The sequence below is a fragment of the Pseudomonas sp. PDM21 genome (assembly GCF_014852505.2).
In the GTDB taxonomy this organism is placed as follows: Bacteria; Pseudomonadota; Gammaproteobacteria; order Pseudomonadales; family Pseudomonadaceae; genus Pseudomonas.
The window spans coordinates 6,003,712-6,021,579 of sequence record NZ_CM181223.1 but is presented as its reverse complement, the minus strand read 5'-3'; the positions used below and the strand labels follow the sequence as shown (position 1 = coordinate 6,021,579).

General features: G+C 64.9%; 17 protein-coding genes. 16 read left to right on the top strand and 1 reads right to left on the bottom strand.

Features of this window, described 5'->3' with window-relative positions; genetic code table 11:
* The first annotated feature begins 275 nt into the window (after nucleotides 1–275).
* From waaF to IB275_RS27755, 16 genes are all read left to right on the top strand, one after another.
* On the top strand, nucleotides 276–1,319 hold the full coding sequence (waaF, locus tag IB275_RS27830; RefSeq protein ID WP_192293086.1) for a lipopolysaccharide heptosyltransferase II: 1,044 nt from the start codon (nucleotides 276–278) through the stop codon (nucleotides 1,317–1,319).
* Nucleotides 1,316–2,389, top strand: coding sequence for a lipopolysaccharide heptosyltransferase I (gene waaC, locus IB275_RS27825; RefSeq protein ID WP_192293084.1), 1,074 nt, complete (start codon nucleotides 1,316–1,318; stop codon nucleotides 2,387–2,389). Before waaF ends, waaC begins: the two co-directional genes overlap by 4 nt.
* Complete coding sequence (locus tag IB275_RS27820; RefSeq protein WP_192293075.1) at nucleotides 2,386–3,507, top strand: glycosyltransferase family 4 protein; 1,122 nt, start codon at nucleotides 2,386–2,388, stop codon at nucleotides 3,505–3,507. The genes waaC and IB275_RS27820 overlap by 4 nt, the downstream gene beginning before the upstream one ends.
* Nucleotides 3,504–4,310: a lipopolysaccharide core heptose(I) kinase RfaP gene (gene rfaP / locus IB275_RS27815; protein WP_138213981.1), complete on the top strand. Its 807-nt coding sequence runs from the start codon at nucleotides 3,504–3,506 to the stop codon at nucleotides 4,308–4,310. Before IB275_RS27820 ends, rfaP begins: the two co-directional genes overlap by 4 nt.
* Nucleotides 4,310–5,044: a lipopolysaccharide kinase InaA family protein gene (locus tag IB275_RS27810; RefSeq protein ID WP_138213982.1), complete on the top strand. Its 735-nt coding sequence runs from the start codon at nucleotides 4,310–4,312 to the stop codon at nucleotides 5,042–5,044. The genes rfaP and IB275_RS27810 overlap by 1 nt, the downstream gene beginning before the upstream one ends.
* Complete coding sequence (locus tag IB275_RS27805) at nucleotides 5,041–5,796, top strand: lipopolysaccharide kinase InaA family protein (RefSeq protein ID WP_138213983.1); 756 nt, start codon at nucleotides 5,041–5,043, stop codon at nucleotides 5,794–5,796. Before IB275_RS27810 ends, IB275_RS27805 begins: the two co-directional genes overlap by 4 nt.
* On the top strand, nucleotides 5,793–7,280 hold the full coding sequence (locus IB275_RS27800; RefSeq protein WP_192293073.1) for a lipopolysaccharide kinase InaA family protein: 1,488 nt from the start codon (nucleotides 5,793–5,795) through the stop codon (nucleotides 7,278–7,280). The genes IB275_RS27805 and IB275_RS27800 overlap by 4 nt, the downstream gene beginning before the upstream one ends.
* 5 nt (nucleotides 7,281–7,285) lie before the next feature.
* Nucleotides 7,286–9,043, top strand: coding sequence for a carbamoyltransferase family protein (locus IB275_RS27795; RefSeq protein WP_192293071.1), 1,758 nt, complete (start codon nucleotides 7,286–7,288; stop codon nucleotides 9,041–9,043).
* Complete coding sequence (locus IB275_RS27790; protein ID WP_192293069.1) at nucleotides 9,027–10,157, top strand: glycosyltransferase; 1,131 nt, start codon at nucleotides 9,027–9,029, stop codon at nucleotides 10,155–10,157. The genes IB275_RS27795 and IB275_RS27790 overlap by 17 nt, the downstream gene beginning before the upstream one ends.
* Nucleotides 10,158–10,190: 33 nt before the next feature.
* The gene (locus IB275_RS27785) at nucleotides 10,191–11,789 is read left to right on the top strand and encodes an aldolase catalytic domain-containing protein (RefSeq protein WP_192293067.1); all 1,599 of its coding nucleotides are present in this window, start codon (nucleotides 10,191–10,193) and stop codon (nucleotides 11,787–11,789) included.
* A 7-nt stretch (nucleotides 11,790–11,796) separates the two neighbouring features.
* Nucleotides 11,797–12,540: a 3-deoxy-manno-octulosonate cytidylyltransferase gene (locus IB275_RS27780; RefSeq protein WP_192293065.1), complete on the top strand. Its 744-nt coding sequence runs from the start codon at nucleotides 11,797–11,799 to the stop codon at nucleotides 12,538–12,540.
* On the top strand, nucleotides 12,540–13,211 hold the full coding sequence (locus tag IB275_RS27775) for an HAD family hydrolase (RefSeq protein WP_192293063.1): 672 nt from the start codon (nucleotides 12,540–12,542) through the stop codon (nucleotides 13,209–13,211). The genes IB275_RS27780 and IB275_RS27775 overlap by 1 nt, the downstream gene beginning before the upstream one ends.
* Nucleotides 13,208–14,110 carry a WaaZ-like lipopolysaccharide core biosynthesis protein gene (locus IB275_RS27770; protein ID WP_225601727.1) on the top strand — a complete coding sequence of 301 codons (903 nt, stop codon included), beginning with the start codon at nucleotides 13,208–13,210 and terminating at the stop codon, nucleotides 14,108–14,110. The genes IB275_RS27775 and IB275_RS27770 overlap by 4 nt, the downstream gene beginning before the upstream one ends.
* Nucleotides 14,107–15,063 carry a glycosyltransferase family protein gene (locus IB275_RS27765; protein WP_192293061.1) on the top strand — a complete coding sequence of 319 codons (957 nt, stop codon included), beginning with the start codon at nucleotides 14,107–14,109 and terminating at the stop codon, nucleotides 15,061–15,063. The genes IB275_RS27770 and IB275_RS27765 overlap by 4 nt, the downstream gene beginning before the upstream one ends.
* A 35-nt stretch (nucleotides 15,064–15,098) precedes the next feature.
* Entirely contained in the window at nucleotides 15,099–15,962 is an 864-nt protein-coding gene (locus tag IB275_RS27760; protein ID WP_192293054.1) for a glycosyltransferase family 2 protein, read from the top strand.
* Nucleotides 15,963–16,126: 164 nt separating this feature from the next.
* Nucleotides 16,127–17,200, top strand: a complete 1,074-nt coding sequence (locus tag IB275_RS27755; protein WP_225607703.1) for an O-antigen ligase family protein — start codon at nucleotides 16,127–16,129, stop codon at nucleotides 17,198–17,200.
* Here IB275_RS27755 and IB275_RS27750 read toward each other — a convergent pair.
* Nucleotides 17,184–17,834 (bottom strand): lipopolysaccharide kinase InaA family protein, encoded by a 651-nt coding sequence (locus IB275_RS27750; protein ID WP_192293050.1) that lies wholly within the window; start codon nucleotides 17,832–17,834, stop codon nucleotides 17,184–17,186. The genes IB275_RS27755 and IB275_RS27750 overlap by 17 nt on opposite strands.
* Nucleotides 17,835–17,868: the final 34 nt, after the last annotated feature.

The following is a 17,868-nucleotide window of genomic DNA, read 5'->3' as shown; positions in this document are numbered from 1 at the left end:
TTCGCTGCGATTTCCCATGAAACAGATAGCATCCGGCGAGATGATGCTCGCCGGAACGGATCGCGCTGTCAGTGCTGGGCTGGCAGCAGGAGCAAGGCGCGTAATGCCATTGCGCCAGGTCACAGGGAGTGACGAAAACCGCCCGGCCCTAAGAGTGGCTGGGCTAGACTGCCGGCATTCGCTGCTCGGCACCCGACCGTAGAGGCCCGCGCCTTGCGGCTGGATGAATGGAGTACGGGGAGGCGAGAGCCTCCCCGCTTGTTTTCGGAAAAGGCATGAGAATTCTGATCGTAGGCCCCTCCTGGGTGGGCGACATGGTGATGGCGCAGACGCTCTTCCAGTGTCTGAAGCGGCAGCATCCGGACTGCGTGATCGACGTGCTGGCGCCCGACTGGAGCCGGCCGATCCTCGAGCGCATGCCCGAAGTGCGCCAGGCCCTGAGCTTCCCGCTTGGCCACGGCGTGCTGGATATCGCCTCGCGCCGGCGCATCGGCAAGACCCTCAAGGGGCAGTACGACCAGGCGATCCTCCTGCCCAACTCGCTGAAGTCGGCGCTGGTGCCGTACTTCGCCGGTATCCCCAAGCGCACTGGCTGGAAGGGCGAGATGCGCTACGGCCTGCTCAACGACATCCGCGCACTGGATAAAGCGCGCTATCCGCTGATGATCGAGCGCTTCATGGCCCTGGCCTATGAGGCGGGCGCCGAGCTGCCGCAGCCGTATCCACAGCCGCGCCTGTCCATCGACCCGCAGAGCCGCGAGGCCGCGCTGGCCAAGTTCGGCCTGAGCCTGGACCGCCCGGTACTGGCGCTGTGCCCCGGTGCCGAGTTCGGCGAGGCCAAGCGCTGGCCGGCCGAGTACTACGCCAAGGTCGCCGAGGTGAAGATACGCGCCGGCTGGCAGGTGTGGATCTTCGGTTCGAAGAACGACCATCCCGGTGGCGAAGACATCCGCATGCGCCTGATTCCCGGCCTGCGCGAAGAGTCGGTGAACCTGGCCGGCGAGACCGCCCTGGCCGAGGCCATCGACCTGATGTCCTGCGCCGGCGCCGTGGTCACCAACGATTCCGGCCTGATGCACGTGGCCGCCGCGCTGAACCGCCCGCTGGTGGCGGTCTACGGCTCCACCTCGCCGCAGTTCACCCCACCGCTGGCCGATGCCGTGGAGATCGTCCGCCTCGGCCTGGAATGCAGCCCCTGCTTCGATCGCGTGTGCCGCTTCGGCCACTACAACTGCCTGCGCGAGCTGAAGCCGCGCCCGGTGATCGAAGCGCTGGACCGACTGGTCGCCGACCCGGTGGATGTGGAAAGCGCTGAATGAGGGTCCTGCTGATCAAGACCTCGTCCCTGGGCGATGTCATCCACACCCTGCCGGCGTTGACCGACGCTGCCCGCGCCATTCCTGGCATCCAGTTCGACTGGGTGGTGGAAGAGGGCTTCGCCGAGATTCCCGCCTGGCATCCGGCCGTGGCCCAGGTGATCCCGGTGGCGATCCGCCGCTGGCGCAAGAACCTCTGGCAGACGCTCAAGAGTGGCGAATGGGGTCGCTTCAAGCGCCGCCTGAAGGAAGTCGACTACGACCTGGTGATCGACGCCCAGGGCCTGCTGAAAAGCGCCTGGCTGACCCGCTACGCGCGCCGCCGCACGCCGGTCGCCGGGCTGGACAAGGAGTCGGCCCGCGAGCCGGCCGCCAGCCGCTTCTATAACCGTGCCTATTCGGTCGCCTGGGGCCAGCACGCCGTCGAGCGCGTGCGCCAGTTGTTCGCCCAGGCGCTGGACTACCCGCTGCCCACCGGCACCGGCGACTACGGCCTGGACCGCAATCGCCTGCTGGATTCGGTGGAGACCGAGCCCTACCTGGTGTTCCTGCACGGCACTACCTGGGTGACCAAGCACTGGCCCGAGGTCTACTGGCGCGAGCTGGCCCAGCGCATGGGTGAGCGCGGCTGGCAAGTCCGCCTGCCGTGGGGCAGCGACGCCGAGCGGCAACGCGCCGAACGGCTCGCCGAAGGCTTGGAAAACGCCTCGGTACTCCCCAAGTTAAGCCTCGCGGGCATGGCCAAGGTCCTGGCCGGCGCTTCCGCCTGCGTGGCGGTCGACACCGGGCTCGGACACCTGGCCGCCGCCCTGGACGTGCCGACGCTGTCGCTGTTCGGCCCGACCAACCCCGGTCTGACCGGCGCCTACGGGCGTTCGCAGGTGCACCTGGCCGCCGACTGGCCTTCGTGCGCGCCCTGCCTGCAGAAGACCTGCACCTACCAGCCGACGGCCGAAGACAAGCGCCAGTTCGACCTGCGGCATGAACAGCCTCTGTGCTTCACGCGCCTGAATCCCCAGCGCGTGGCGAACCAGCTGGAGGCACTGCTGCTGGCCCCGGAGACGCTTCGATGACCCTGGCTTTCGTTCTCTACAAATACTTCCCGTTCGGCGGGCTGCAGCGCGATTTCATGCGCATCGCCCTGGAATGCCAGCAGCGCGGCCATTCGATCCGCGTCTACACGCCAATCTGGGAAGGCGAAGTGCCGCCGGGCTTCGACGTGCGCGTGGCGCCGGTGAAGTCGCTGTTCAACCATCGCCGCAACGAGAAATTCAGTGCCTGGCTGGCCGCGGACCTCGCGCGCTCGCCGGTTGACCGGGTGATCGGCTTCAACAAGATGCCCGGCCTGGATGTCTACTACGCCGCCGACGGCTGCTTCGAGGATAAGGCGCAGACTCTGCGCAATTCCTTCTACCGCCGCTGGGGCCGCTACAAGCACTTCGCCGACTACGAGCGAGCGGTGTTCGCGCCGGAGTCGAAGACCGAGATCCTGATGATCTCCGAAGTCCAGCAGCCGCTGTTCATCAAGCATTACCGCACCCCCGAGGCACGCTTCCACCTGCTGCCGCCGGGCATCGCCCAGGACCGCCGCGCACCGGCCAATGCCGGGGAAATCCGCGCGGAATTCCGCCGCGAGTTCAAGCTGGGCGACGATGACCTGCTGCTGGTGCAGATCGGCTCCGGCTTCAAGACCAAGGGCCTGGACCGCAGCCTCAAGGCGCTGGCCGCGCTGCCGCGCTCGCTGCGCAAGCGCACCCGCCTGATCGCCATCGGCCAGGACGATCCCAAACCATTCCTGCTGCAGGTGAAGGCGCTGGGCCTGTCGGACAATGTGCAGATTCTCAAGGGGCGCAGCGACATTCCGCGCTTCCTGCTCGGTGCCGATCTGCTGATCCATCCGGCGTACAACGAGAACACCGGCACCGTGCTGCTGGAGGCGCTGGTTGCGGGGCTGCCGGTGCTGGTCACCGACGTCTGCGGCTATGCGCACTACATCGACGAGGCGAAAGCCGGCCGTGTGGTGCCGTCGCCGTTCGAGCAGGACCGTTTGAACACGATGCTGCAGCAGATGCTGGAGGACGATGCAGCGCGGGCGGAGTGGGGGCGCAACGGCCTGGTCTTCGCCGACAGCGCCGATCTCTACAGCATGCCGCAGCACGCCGCCGACCTGATCCTGCGGGAGCGCGCATGAAGCTCGAACTGCACGAGCCATTCAAACGCCTGTGGGCCGGAAAGGATCCGTTCGCCGAAGTCGAGCGCCTGCAGGGCAAGGTCTACCGCGAGCTGGAAGGCCGTCGCACGCTGCGCACCGAAGTTGAAGGTCGCGGCTATTTCGTGAAGATCCACCGCGGCATCGGCTGGGGCGAGATCGTCAAGAACCTGTTCAGTGCCAAGCTTCCCGTGCTCGGTGCGGGCCAGGAGCAGCGAGCCCTCGAGCGCCTGCACCAGGCCGGCGTGGCGACCATGACCGCGGTGGCCTACGGCGAGCGCGGCGGCAATCCGGCCGCGCAGCACTCCTTCATCGTCACCGAAGAGCTGGCGCCCACCACCGACCTCGAAGTCCTCTCGCTGGACTGGCTGCAGACACCGCCCGAGCCGCGCCTGAAGCGCGCGCTGATCGCCGAAGTGGCGAAGATGGTCGGCACCATGCATCGCGCCGGGGTCAATCATCGCGACTGCTACATCTGCCATTTCCTGCTGCATACCGACCGCCCGATCAGCGCCGATGACCTGCGCCTGTCGGTGATCGACCTGCACCGCGCCCAGACCCGCGCCGCCACCCCGCGCCGCTGGCGCGACAAGGACCTGGCGGCGCTGTACTTCTCCGCGCTGGACATCGGCCTTACGCGCCGTGACAAATTGCGCTTCCTGCGCGGTTACTTCCTGCGTCCGCTGCGTGACATCCTTCGCGAGGAAGCCGCGCTGCTGGCGTGGATGGAGCGCAAGGCGGCCAAGCTCTACGACCGCAAACAACGATACGGAGACCTGCTCTGATGGCCGGCTGGGTACTCGAAGCCGACTACCAGCATCTCGCCGCCGATTTCGGCAGCCTGGATGCCGTGTTCGCCCTCGAAGGTGAGCGCATCACCAAGGATGCGATGTCTGACGTCGTGCGCATCGAACGCGACGGCGTGCGCTATTACGTCAAGCGCTACCGCAAGCCGGGCAAGGGCTTTCGCCGCTACCTGCCGCGCCCGCGAGTGAAGGCCGAGTGGCAGAACCTCAAGCAGTTCGCCAAGTGGGGCATACCGACCGCTAAGGTGGTGGCCTACGGCCTGGAGCGCGTCAACGGCGGCTTCTCCCGTGGCGCGATCATCACCCGCGAGCTGGTCGGCACCGAGGACCTGCATGCCCTGGCCAAGCAGGACGATCCGCGTCTGAAGGATCGCGCCTGGGTCGCGCACGTCATGCGCCAGCTGGCTGGCTACACCCGGACCATGCATGACCACCACTTCACCCATAACGACCTGAAGTGGCGCAACATCCTGGTGGACGGGGAGGGCACGGTGTACTTCATCGACTGCCCGATCGGTGATTTCTGGGTCAGCTTCATGCTGCGCTACCGCATCACCAAGGACCTGGCCACCCTCGACAAGGTCGCCAAGTACCATCTCTCCTACACGCAGCGCCTGCAGTTCTACCTGCTGTACCGTCGCCGCGAGCGACTGAACGCGTCGGACAAGAAGCGTGTCCGGCAGATCGTCCATTTCTTCGAGGGACGCGAGTGAAGGATTTCATTGCCGAGGGTGACCAGGCCCTGCTGGAAAACAACGCCCTGGCCGATTTCGACGCCCTCTGGGCCCTGCAGCTGGAAGCCGTGGACGAGCCCAACACCGAGCGCGGCGGCTGGAGCAGCGTGTACCGCCTGGAGCTGGACGGCACCGCCTACTACCTCAAGCGCCAGAGCAATCACCTGACCCGCAGCCTGAAGCGTCCACTCGGCGAGCCGACTTTCAGCCGCGAGTTCCGCAACATCCAGCGCTATCACCAGCTCGGTATTCCGTCGATGCAGGCGGCCTTCTTCGGCGCACGGCAGGTCGGCGGCGAGCGCCGGGCGATCCTGATGACCCGCGCTCTGGACGGTTGGCGTGACCTCGATAACCTCCTGCAAGGCTGGTCGAACCTGCCCGCCGAGCGTCGCCAGGCCATCCTGCGCGCCTGCGGCATGCTCGCCCGTCGCCTGCACGAGGCCGGGCAGATGCATGGCTGCTTCTATCCCAAGCACATCTTCCTGCGCGAAACCGACGACGCCTTCGAGGCGACCCTGATTGATCTGGAAAAGACCCGTCCGCTGTGGTTCGGCCAGCGCGACCGCGTGCGCGACCTCGAGCCTCTGCTGCGCCGCGCGCCGGACTGGAACGAAACCGACGTGCGCAATTTGCTGGCGGCCTACCTGGGCACCGCTTCCGGCGGCCCGGAGGTTGACGACTGGTACCGCCGCCTGGGCGCGCGCCGCAAGAAGAAGGAAAACCGCGCATGAGGCTGTCTGCCCTGCGCGATGCCGGCCGCGCTCCGGCGCTGCCCCTGCGCATCGAGCTGGAAGACGGCGCCGGCCCGGCCGAGCTGCGCCTGGACAGCCTGCTGCGCGTTCTGCCCGGCCAGCGCTACGTCGGTGCGGCCAATTGGCGCGGCCGCCCGGTGCTGGCCAAGCTGCTGGTTGGCGGCCGTGCGGCGAAGCAGTTCCAGCGCGAACGCGACGGTGTGCGACTGCTCGCCGAACAGGGCCTGACCACGCCGCAGCTGCTGGCCGACGGTCTGAAGGACGGCGAGGGCGGCTGGCTGCTCTTCGAATTCCTCGATAACGCCGAGAGCCTCTGGGACGCCTGGCGTGCCTTGGAGGGCGAGCCGCTGCTGTCCGATGGCCAGACCGCCGTCATCGCCGAGGCGCTGACTGCCATCGCCCAGATGCATGCCAGGGGCCTGTGGCAGGAAGACCTGCACCTGGACAACCTGCTGCGCCACGCCGGCCAGCTGTACCTGATCGACGGCGCCGGCATCCGTGCGGAAACCGCCGGCCAGCCGCTATCGCGCAAGCACGTGCTGGAAAACCTCGGGGTGTTCTTCGCCCAGTTGCCAGCGAGCCTCGATCCGTATCTGGAAGAGCTGCTGATCCACTACCTGCTGGCCAACGGCGAGCACGCACTGCCGCTGGAGGCCCTGCAGAAGGAAATCGCCAGGGTTCGACGCTGGCGGGTCGGCGACCTGATGAAGAAGATCGCCCGCGACTGCAGCCTGTTCAGCGTGTTCAAGGGGCCCTTTGGCCTGCGCGCGGTACGCCGCGAGGAAGAGGAGGGCCTGCAGCCACTGCTGGCCGATCCGGACGCCTACATACAGCGCGGACACGTCTACAAGACCGGCGGTGCCGCGACTGTCGCCCGCGTGGAGCTGAATGGCCGGCCTCTGGTGGTCAAGCGCTACAACATCAAGAACCTGCTGCACTGGTTCAAACGTTTCTGGCGCCCCAGTCGCGCCTGGGCCTCCTGGCGCGAGGGCAACCGCCTGGACTTCCTCGGCATCGCCACGCCCAAGCCGCTGGCGGTGATCGAGCGGCGCTGGCTGTGGCTGCGCGGCCCGGCCTTCCTGATTACCGATTACCTGGCGGGTCAGGATATAATCGCCCGTTTCAAACCCTACCTGGACCATCCGGAGGGGGGCGGCCTGCCGCCGGAATCGGATCTTGTGGCCCTGGACAGACTGTTCGCGGCGCTGGTGCGCGAGCGCATCAGCCACGGCGACCTGAAAGGGCACAACCTGTTCTGGCAGGAGCAGGGCGAAGGCGGGCAGTGGTCGTTGATCGACCTGGATGCCATGCAGCGCCACTCGCGAGAAGCGAGCTTCGCCCGCGCCTATGCCCGTGACCGTGCGCGCTTCCTGCGCAACTGGCCAGAGGGCAGCGCACTGCACCGGCTGCTCGACGAACGTTTACCGCGGGTGCCTGGCACCCGCCCAGATGAAAGAGGCTAGACCCTGTGGCATTGACCATCCTCGGCCTGTCCGGCGCCGTAAGCCATGACCCGTCCGCCGCCCTGTACATCGACGGCAAGCTGGTCGCGGCCGTCGAAGAAGAGCGCTTCGTCCGCGACAAGCACGCGAAGAACCGCATGCCCTACGAGTCGGCCAAGTTCTGCCTGGAGCAGGCCGGGATCAAACCGTCGGACGTTGACGTGGTGGCCATTCCCTTTGCCCCCATCAGCATCTTCGACAAGGCCCGCTGGCACTACGCCAAGCGCTACGCCTACGCACCGGACCGCGCGCTGGACGCCATCCTGCTCGGCAACCGCCGCTACAAGCGCTACTACAAGCGCATCGAGTGGTGCCTGCAGCAGTTGGGCTTCGACCTGAAGAAGACCAAGATCCAGCCGGTCGAGCACCACCTGGCCCACGCCTCCAGCGCCTACCACTGCTCGGGCTTCAAGGAGAAGACGGCGATCCTCGGGATCGACGGCAAGGGCGAGTACGCCACCACCTTCTTCGGCTACGGTGAGAACGGCAAGATCCACAAGATCAAGGAGTTCTACGATCCGGACTCCCTGGGCGGCCTGTACGGAGCGCTGACCGAGTACCTCGGTTTCGACATGCTCGACGGCGAGTTCAAGGTCATGGGCATGGCGCCTTACGGCGATGCCAGCAAGTATGATTTCTCCCGCCTGGCCAAATTCGAGAACGGCGAGCTGATCATCAATACCGAGTACGCCAACGTCATCGGTTTCCGTCGCTACAAGGAAAAGGGCAAGGGTTACTACTTCTCGCCCAAGCTGATCGAGTGGCTCGGCCCGAAACGTGAAGGCGACATCGCCGACGATCCGTATATCCACTACGCCGCCAGCATCCAGGCCCTGTTCGAGAAGCTGTCGCTGGAGATGATGGATTACTACCTGGGCGACATCATCCGCGAGACCGGCAAGATCGCCTTCGCCGGTGGTTGCGCGCTGAACGTCAAGCTCAACCAGAAAATCATCGCCCGTCCCGAGGTCAAGGAGCTGTACGTGCAGCCCGCGGCCAGCGATGCCGGCACCGCTGTTGGCGCCGCCGCGTACGTGTCCTGGGAACGTGGTGTGCCGGTCGAGAAGATGGAACACGTCTACCTCGGCCCGGAATACAGCAACGAAGACGTCATCGCCGCCTGCGCCCGCCACGAGGCCAAGCCGACCTGGCGCCAGATCGACAACCTGTCCGAGCTGATCGCCAAGGTGCTGGTGGACGGCAACCCGGTGGCCTGGTTCCAGGGTCGCCTGGAGTTCGGCCCGCGCGCCCTTGGCGGCCGCTCGATCATCGGCTGCCCGAGCGTTCCCGGCGTGGCTGACCGCATCAACGCGCAGATCAAGTTCCGCGAGCGCTGGAGGCCCTTCTGCCCGTCGATGCTCGATACCGTCGGCCCGCAGATGTTCAAGATCGACCATCCGGCGCCGTTCATGACTTTCACCTTCGAGGTCAACGAGGAGTGGAAGACCCGCGTGCCGGAAGTCGTCCATGAAGACGGTACCTCCCGCGCCCAGGTGCTCAAGCGCGAATTCAACCCGCGCTACTACGACATGATGAAGGAGCTGGAGCGGCTCACCGGCAACGGCGTGGCGCTCAACACCTCGCTGAACCGCCGTGGCGAGCCGATGGTGTGCTCGCCGACCGATGCCCTGAACATGTTCTACGGCTCGGACCTGCAGTACCTGATCATGCAGGACATCCTGGTGGTCAAGGATGGCGCGGAGCCCTATGACTCGCTCGGCTGAACCGCGCGTCCTGCAGTTCTGCCACGGCTATGACGGGCCGTTCCTCGACTGTGCCCGTCAGTACGCCAGCCTGTTCGCCGGCACCGGCTACCGGGTTACCACGGTGTTCCTCACCGGTGCGCCTGATCCGGAAGTCGTGGCCGGTTGCGCCAGCGACGAGGTGCTTTTCCTCGACTACAGCTCGCGGGACATCCGCGGGCTGAAGCTCAAGGCAATCCGCGACCTGCGCGAGATCGCCCGTTCCCGCGATTTCCGCTTCTGCATCGCGCACCGTTTCAAGCCGACCTGGATCGCCATGCTCGGCACCAGGCTGCCGATCATCGGTGTGCACCATGGCTTCGGTGACTTCCAGCGCCTGGGGCGCAAGCTGTTCGCGCGCTTCTTCGCCGAACGCCTGAGCCTGCTGGGCGTTTCCAACGCGGTGCGCGACGAAATCCGTGCCTGCCTGCCGGCCTGGCCGCAGGATCGCATCGAGACGCTGTACAACCGGGTCGACGTCGACGCCCTCAGGGACCAGCAGGTCGAGCGCTATCCGGCCCGCCAGCACCTGGGGCTGGCGGACAACGCCTGGGTGGTCGGCAACGTCGGTCGCCTGCATCCGGACAAGGACCAGGCCACCCTGCTGCGTGGCTTCGCCCGCGCTCTGCCGCGTCTGCCGCACAACAGCCTGCTGGCGATCCTCGGCAAGGGGAGACTGGAAGAGGACCTCAAGGACCTCGCGCGCGAGCTGGGTATCGCCGACCGCGTGCTGTTCCTTGGTCAGGTTCCGGACGCCAGGCGCTACTTCAAGGCCTTCGATGTATTTGCCCTGACCTCCGACCACGAGCCTTTCGGCATGGTCCTGCTGGAAGCCATGGTCGCGGGAGTGCCGCTGATCTCGACCTCCGGCGGCGGCGCCGGGGAAATCGTCGAGGGGCTGGGCATCCTCTTCCCGTTGGGCGATGAGGCCGCGCTGGCCGAGGGGCTTCGCCACCTGTCGGTGCTCGATCGTGAGCAGCGGGTGATGTGTGCGCAGCAGATGGAGCAGCGTTTGCAGGCGCGCTTCTGCGATGAGGCGGTGCGCCGGGAATTCTGGAGTCTGCCGCTGGTCAAGGCTATCACCGGCGGGCGCTGACTCGTCTCCACATCACGTTCGAGGGACGAACACGTGAGTGACTCCAAGACACTCCTGTTGGATTGCACGCTGCGCGACGGCGGCTACTACAACAATTGGGATTTCGATCCCGAACTGGTCCGTGACTATCTGCAGGCCATGGCTGCAGCCGGCATCGATTATGTCGAGCTGGGGCTGCGCAGCTTTGCGCGCCACGGCTTTCGTGGCGGCTACGCCTACAGCCGAGATGCGTTCCTGAGCAGCCTTCCGCTGGTGGACAGCATCTGTTACGGCGTCATGGTCAACGCCAGTGAGCTGGTCCAGCACACCGATGGCGCGCGGGCTGCTGCCGGGCTGCTGTTTGCCCCGGCGGAACATTCTCCGGTCGGTCTGGTGCGCATTGCCAGCCACGCCCATGAGTTCGAGGCGGTGCTCCCTGCGTGCCAGTGGCTGATGCAGCAGGGCTACAAGGTCGGGATCAACCTGATGCAGATCGCCGAGCAGGCGGACGAAACCATCGTCCGACTGGCGGAGGCGGCGCAGGCGTTCGGGCTGGATGTCCTGTATTTCGCCGACAGCATGGGCAGCCTGGCGCCGGCGGACGTTCGCCGGATCGTCGGACTGCTGCGCCAGGGCTGGAAGGGGCCTCTGGGCATCCATGCCCACGACAATCGCGCCCTGGCTCACGCCAACACGCTGGAAGCTATCGATGCCGGCGCCACCTGGGTGGACGGGACGGTACTGGGTATGGGGCGCGGACCGGGTAATGCACGCATCGAATATCTGGCGCTGCAGAGGGGCAGCGGGAATCTTTCACCGTTGCTGCAACTGGTCGCGCAGCGCTTCCAGCCCATGCAGCAGCGCTATGGCTGGGGAACCAATCCCTACTACTACCTGACCGGTTTGCACGGCATCCACCCGACTTACGTTCAGGAGATGCTTGCCGACTCTCGCTATGGGAATGCCGACCTGTTGGTGGCGATCCAGGCATTGCGCTCCAATGGCGGCAAGAAATACAACCCGGACACGCTGGAGGCCTCGCGCCACTTCTACCTCGGTGAGCCCCATGGTGAGTGGGCGCCGCAGGAGCAGCTCGCGGGGCGGGAAGTGCTGCTGCTGGGCAGCGGTGACGGTGTGGCACGGCACCGCGAGGCCATCGAGCAGTACATTCGCAAGGCCCGTCCGGTGGTCCTTGCGCTGAATACGCAGACCGACATTGCCCCGGACCTGATCGACCTGCGTGCGGCCTGCCATCCGCTGCGCCTGATGGCCGACGGCGCCGAGCACCTGCGGTTGCCGCAGCCGTTGATCACGCCGGCTGGCATGTTGCCTGAGGACGTGCGCGATTCTCTCGACGGCAAGGCATTACTGGACTTCGGTCTCTCCATCGACAAGCAGGGCTTTGGATTCCATCTGAGGCACTGTACATTGCCGACGTCCCTGGTCGCCGCCTATGCACTGGCTGTGGCCGCCAGCGGCAAGGCACAGCGGGTACTGCTGGCGGGCTTCGACGGCTACCCGGGAGAAGACCCGCGCAATGCCGAGGTCAACGACGTGCTGGAGCTCTATCAGGCACACGCCTGCGCGCCGGAGCTGCTGGCCGTGACACCGACCCGCTATCAGGTACCCTGTTCTTCCATTTACGCACTCTGAGTTGCCCATGGTCGCTACGCCCGATTACGCCGTCATCATCCCTGCCCGTTATCAATCCAGCCGCTTGCCCGGCAAGCCGCTGGTGCAGCTCAACGGCGTGCCCATGATCGTGAGGACCTACAGGCAGTGCCTGAAGGCCTGTCCGGCCGAGCGTATTCATGTGGCAACCGATGACGACCGCATTCGTGAGGTGTGCGAACAGCACGACATCTCCGTGCTGATGACCTCCTCGCAGTGCCTGACCGGTACCGATCGCCTGGCGGAGTGCGCGCAGCAACTCGATGCCGAGGTCTTCATCAATGTCCAGGGCGACGAGCCGGTCTTCAACCCCGACGACCTGCGCCGGATGATCGAGGCCTGCGGCCAGTGGCCCGGCGAAGTGCTCAATGGTTACTGCGCCATCGAGGAAGAGGCGCAGTTCCGCAGCACCAGCACGCCCAAGGTCGTCCTGCGCCCGGACGGCCGTCTGCTGTACATGTCGCGCGCGACCATTCCGGGCACCAAGAGCAACGAGTTCGTCCGTGGCTGGCGCCAGGTCTGCCTGTACGCCTTCCCCCGCGAGTCCTTGGCGGCCTTCGCTGCCTGCGACAGCAAGACGCCGCTGGAGAGCCTTGAGGATATCGAGATCCTGCGTTTCCTCGAACTCGGCTGGGAGGTGCGGATGCTGGAGCTCTCCCAGGATTCGATCGCCGTGGACAACCCCGAAGATGTCGATGCGGCCGAGGCGGCCATCCGGGCGCGGAACCTCTGATGCTGCGCCCGCTCGCCGACTACCGTTGTCTGGCGTTCGATTGCGATGGTGTCGTTCTCGACTCCAATGCAGTGAAGACCCAGGCCTTCCATCAGGTTGCCCTGCCGTTCGGCGCGGCCGCCGCGCAGGCATTCGTCGACTATCACCAGGCCAATGGCGGGATATCCCGTTATCGCAAGTTCGAGTATTTGCTGCAGCAGATCGTCCGGGTGGATGACGTGCAGGAGCACTTGCCGGTGCTGCTCGAGCAGTACGCCGGTGCCGTGCGTAAAGGACTGCTGGCGTGCGCGGTCGCTCCCGGTCTGTTGCGTCTGCGCAAGCTGTTACCGCAGAGCCGCTGGATGATCGTCTCCGGCGGCGATGAAGCCGAACTGCGCGAGGTGTTCGCCATGCGAGGACTGGACGTGCTCTTCGATGGTGGAATCTTTGGCAGCCCGACGCCGAAGGACATCATCCTGGCCCGCGAACAGGCCTCGGGCAATCTGCTGGGTCCCGCACTGTTCCTGGGCGACAGCCGCTTCGATCACCAGTGCGCGCAAGGCGCAGGGCTGGACTTCGTGTTCCTCCAGCGCTGGAGCGAGTTTCACGGGGCACCTGGCTATTTCGCCGGAAAACCGGTTGTCCAGTGCAGTGACATCCAGGCCTTGCTCGAGGCTGAAAGCGCACGATGACCGCCGTGGCCCTGGAAGTCACAAGCTCCGGCGAGCGCGGCCTGCGTCTGCCGGACGGGCAGTATCGGCCGCTGTCTGCCTGGGAGCCGCTGCGCAACAGTTGTAGCGGCCCGGTGTTCATCATCGCCTCCGGGCCTTCGGTGGCCGAGTTTCCGATGCAGCGCTACGACAGCGTGCCGATGATCGCCATGAACGGCTCCATCGCCTGTTTCGAGGCGGCGGGCCTGCGTCCGCTGTTCTATCTTTGCGATGACGCGGGTGTCGCGGAAAAGAAAAGCGCGGCGCTGGCCAGTGGCATTCGCCTGGCGCGCTGGTCTGCGCTGAATCTGGAGTCGATGCAGCGGCTGTACGAGAAAGAACCGCAATCGCTGGAAGCGGACAGCCTGCTGCTGATGGAGCGGGTCAACCGCTGGATCGGTGTGCGGCGGCGTTCCGACCGTTCCTTTGCCTGGTCCGCCCGTCGCGACCCGGACTTCGTCATGCGCTGGTCGCTGCTCAGCCAGACCGCCAATCGCATCGGTTTCAGCCGCAACTACGCGCGTGGGTACTTCAATGCCCGCACCATCGCGTACGCTGCGGTGCAGCTCGCGTATTTCCTCGGCTTCGACAAAGTGTTCCTGGTCGGGGTCGACATGAATTCGGCGCTCGGCCAGTTCTACGACCCTGCCGGCGCCCAGGTGAAAAGCCGTCTGGACGGCGACTTCGGCGATCATATTCTGCCGCACTTCGACATCCTGGCGCGGCGGGTTATCGACCCGGGGTTTCAGGTGTTCAATCTTTCCCGCGACAGCCGGCTGCCTGCCGAGATGATTCCCAAGGTCAGCCTCGAGCAGGTCGATGACCTGATCGGTTCGGCGGTCTCACAACCATTGGCTCCCGAGGTGGGCAAGTCGGTATGAAGGTTCTGTTCCTGGTCCAGAAAGAACAACGCGCCATCCTCGATCGCCTGTACGACGGAATCGCTGAGCATTGCGAGTGTGACCTGCGCTGGCTGTCCAGTGACGAGCAGGCCAACCTGCGCCGTTACTTCCGTGAGCACGTGGATGTCTCGAAGTACGATCGCATCCTGTTTTTCCTGCGCTTCAAGAAGGAAATGCGCCAGGCAGCCTTCATCCGCAGCGTGCCCAACCTGGTCATTCTCGAACACGACGCCTACCAGAACTACATCCCCTGCAAGTACACCGGGAAGTTCAGTGCGCACTACCGCCGGCTGCCCTGGGTGCGGGTGATCAGCTCGGGCTTCGTGGTCAGCGAGCGTCTGCGCCAGGAAGGTTTCGATGCGGTCTTCGTGCCCAAGGGCTACGATCAGAACCTGCTGCACGACCTGGGCAGGGAGCGGGACATCGAGCTGGCCTTCGTCGGCAGTACCGGCAGCGTCGCCTACAGCGGCCGCAAGGCGCTGCTGGATGAACTGGGACGGGTGGAAAACCTGCTGGTGACCAAGACCAACTCGGGTGAGGACTACCTGAACACGCTCAACCGCATCCGCTTCTTTGTCAGCGCGGATGTCGGCATGGGCGAGTACATGATCAAGAATTTCGAGGCCATGGCCTGCGGCTGCGTGCTGCTGGCCTATGACCAGGGTGAGGCGGAGAATCGCGCGCTGGGGTTGCAGGACATGCACAACGTGGTGCTGTACCGCGATGTCACCCAACTGTGCAGCAAACTGCAGCAGTTGCGGGATGACCCGCAGCGCGCGTCCCGCATTGCCGAGGCTGGCCGAATGCTGGCCGTGGAAGGTTTCGGGTTCAGCCAGATCGGGGCACGGATTGTCCAGGCCATGGCTGTCCCGCTGCGTGAGAGGCCGCAGCCCGGTATGCTGGAGCGCTGGCGACTGGCTTTGGGGTTCTGACCTGTGGCCACTATCTGCCGGTTATTGAGGTGTCTGTGGAATACCCGCTGATTTCCGTGCTGGTGCCTTGCTACAACCGTGAGCGTTACATCGAAGATGCGTTGCTGAGCATCCTCGAACAGGACTATCCGAATTTCGAGTTGATCGTCGTCGATGACGGTTCGCAAGATGGCAGTGCGCAGAAGATCGAGGCGCTGCAGCGGCGCTTCGATTTCCAGTTCTATCGCCAGGCCAACACCGGCGTGAGTGGCGCGCTCAACACGGCGCTGAGTCATGCGCGTGGTGAGTTCATCGCTACTCCGGACTCCGACGATGTCATGTTGCCCGGGCGATTGAGCGTTCAGGCCGGCTATCTACAGGCGCACCCGGATGTCGGCTGCGTGGGTAGCAAGGTTACCTACATCGATGAGCGTGGCCGCGAAATAAAATCTGAGAAAGCATCAGGTGTCCGCCAGCATACGTTCGATGATCTGCTTTCCCGCGCACATGCGGTGGGTGGCGGCGTTGCCATGTATCGGCATGAGGCCTTGAGGCGTGCCGGCTTTTACGATCCTGAAATCCGCGTTCAGGATTTCCAGATTACCCTCAAGATTGCGCACCTTGGCTACCGTGTCGATGTCTTGCCGGACCTCGGGACTCTCTATCGCCAACATTCGAGCAATCTGTCCAAGACCTTGTATCGGCAGCAACTGATCTACGACCTGATGGCAATCACCCCCTATCGTGACCACCCTTGTTACAGAAAGGGGCTGGCCTGCGTGATCAACAAGGCGCTCAAGCACTCGGTGGTCAACGACAAGGCGTACGCGTGGTCGGTCCTGCTGCAGTTGCCGATCTGGCATTGGAACCGCGTTACCTGGCGGCGCCTGCGCCATCTGTTGTTCAAGTTCAGTCGTTGACGAATAAGTTGCTTATGAAAAACCTGATGGTCCGTGCCTGGAGGCTTTGGTGTCCCTCCGTGAGCCCTCTCGGCAGTCGCCTCGCAATCGGCAGTCGGATAGCCGAAGCCATGCTCGGAATCGGCGTACTCTGGAGCGTTGGGGGTGTGCTGCTGACGCCAAGCATGAAGTTCTACTTCAACATGGTCCTGCTGTTCGGTTATCTCCCGGCGTTGTGGCTCTGTATCGCGCGTCGTCGCGAGCTGTTCAGCCTCTTCGCTTCGCACCGGGAATCCTGGTTGCTACTGGCGTTATTCGGCTGGGCGGCCTTGTCGTTGCTCTGGGCTGAGGGAGTAGGCGAGCCGCTCAATGTGCTCAAGCGCATCACTCTCTTCATGCTGCTGGTGTTCGGCTGGGTGCTCTGGGGACGTTCGGACGAACGCAGGCTTCGCGTGTCGCTGTTATCCCTGGTTGCCTTGGCGGGAGCTTACAGCCTGCTGGCGCTGTTCGTGCAGCCTCACTTTGACGCCCATCGCCTCAATGGTTTCGGCGGCTTCCTCGATAACCCCAACTCCGCCGCCTACGCGGTCGCCTTCATCGTTGTGATGGGGGTTCCGCTGGTTCCGCGCAGGGGGCGGCAACAACTGCCCTGGGTAATCCTGCTGGCTGCCGCGCTGCTGTATGTGGCCCTGTGCGGCAGTCGCGGTGCATTGCTGGCACTGATGGCGACGGCGATTCTGAGTCTGCTGCTGGTGCCGGGGCGCGTCGCCAAGCTGCTGCCGTTGCTGCTGATGATGGGGGGCGGGGCCTTGTTCATCTTCGAGCCCGCCATTCTGGTGCGAGGCGACTCCGAGCGCCTGGAGCTTTTGCGGAGTGCCTGGCCGATACTGCAAGAGCATTTCTGGGTGGGGGTCGGCCTGGGCGGCGACTATACGGTGAGTGGCAGCGTTGGGAGCTATCACCGTGGAGCCCACAACTTCCTGGTTCATACCGCGATCCAGTATGGCGTGCCGTCGCTTCTGGTGTTTCTGGCGATGTGGGGAATGATCGGCTACCGCGCCTGGTGTTGCCGCTCGCGGGCGCTGGGCCTGTCGGTGATGCTGCTGTGGGTGTTCTCCAGCGTCGCCATGCAGTTCGATGTGTTCAGCCTGTGGGAGCGCACGCGCGCAATGTGGCTGATGCCCTGGGTGGTGATCCTGCTGGGGCTCAGCCTGGAGCGCTGGCCTCAGGTGCGGCCGGCGGTCATGGAGCCGAACTGAGGAACTGTCTCAGCTCGGCCAGCGGCCAGCGTACCGGGCTGTGGGAAAGGTAGGCTTGTGAAAGGCTGTCGGTATTGCCGGCCAGCAGCCACTGGCGATCCTGGGTATAGCGCAGCATGTGGGCGAAGTTGCGTTTGCGCTGCTGGCGCGACAGTGCCCGGCGCTGCTTCTTCATGTCCGCGAGGTCGATCAGGCCCAGGGTGCCTTCGGGGGTCTTCACCACGTTGCCCAGGTGCAGCGAGCGGAAGTACACGCCCTGGTCATGCAGCTCGGCGATCAGTTCGCCCAGTTGCGCCGCCAGTTGCGTGTCCGCCTCGCCGGCTTCGATCACCTGGCGCAGCGTGTCGCCCGGCAGGGGGCGGTAGTGCACCGCGTCGCGGGCGATATCGGCAATGCGGTACACCGCGATGATCTGCGGGCAGGGCACCGCCAGGCGCTGCAGCGTCTGGGTGTTGTCGGCGAAACGCTGCGCATAGGGATAGAGCGCCGCCGAGGAAATCAGCCGCTTGCGTCGGAACAGTTTCAGGAAGTTGCCATCGGCCAGGCGCAGGACCTTGTCGCCATGCTTGTCGGCTTCCAGCACCTGGGCGCCGGCGCGCAGCGCTTCGTAGGCGGAGAGAGCGAGGTCTTGCATAACGGGTCCCTGAATCGATAGCCGGCTATAGTAG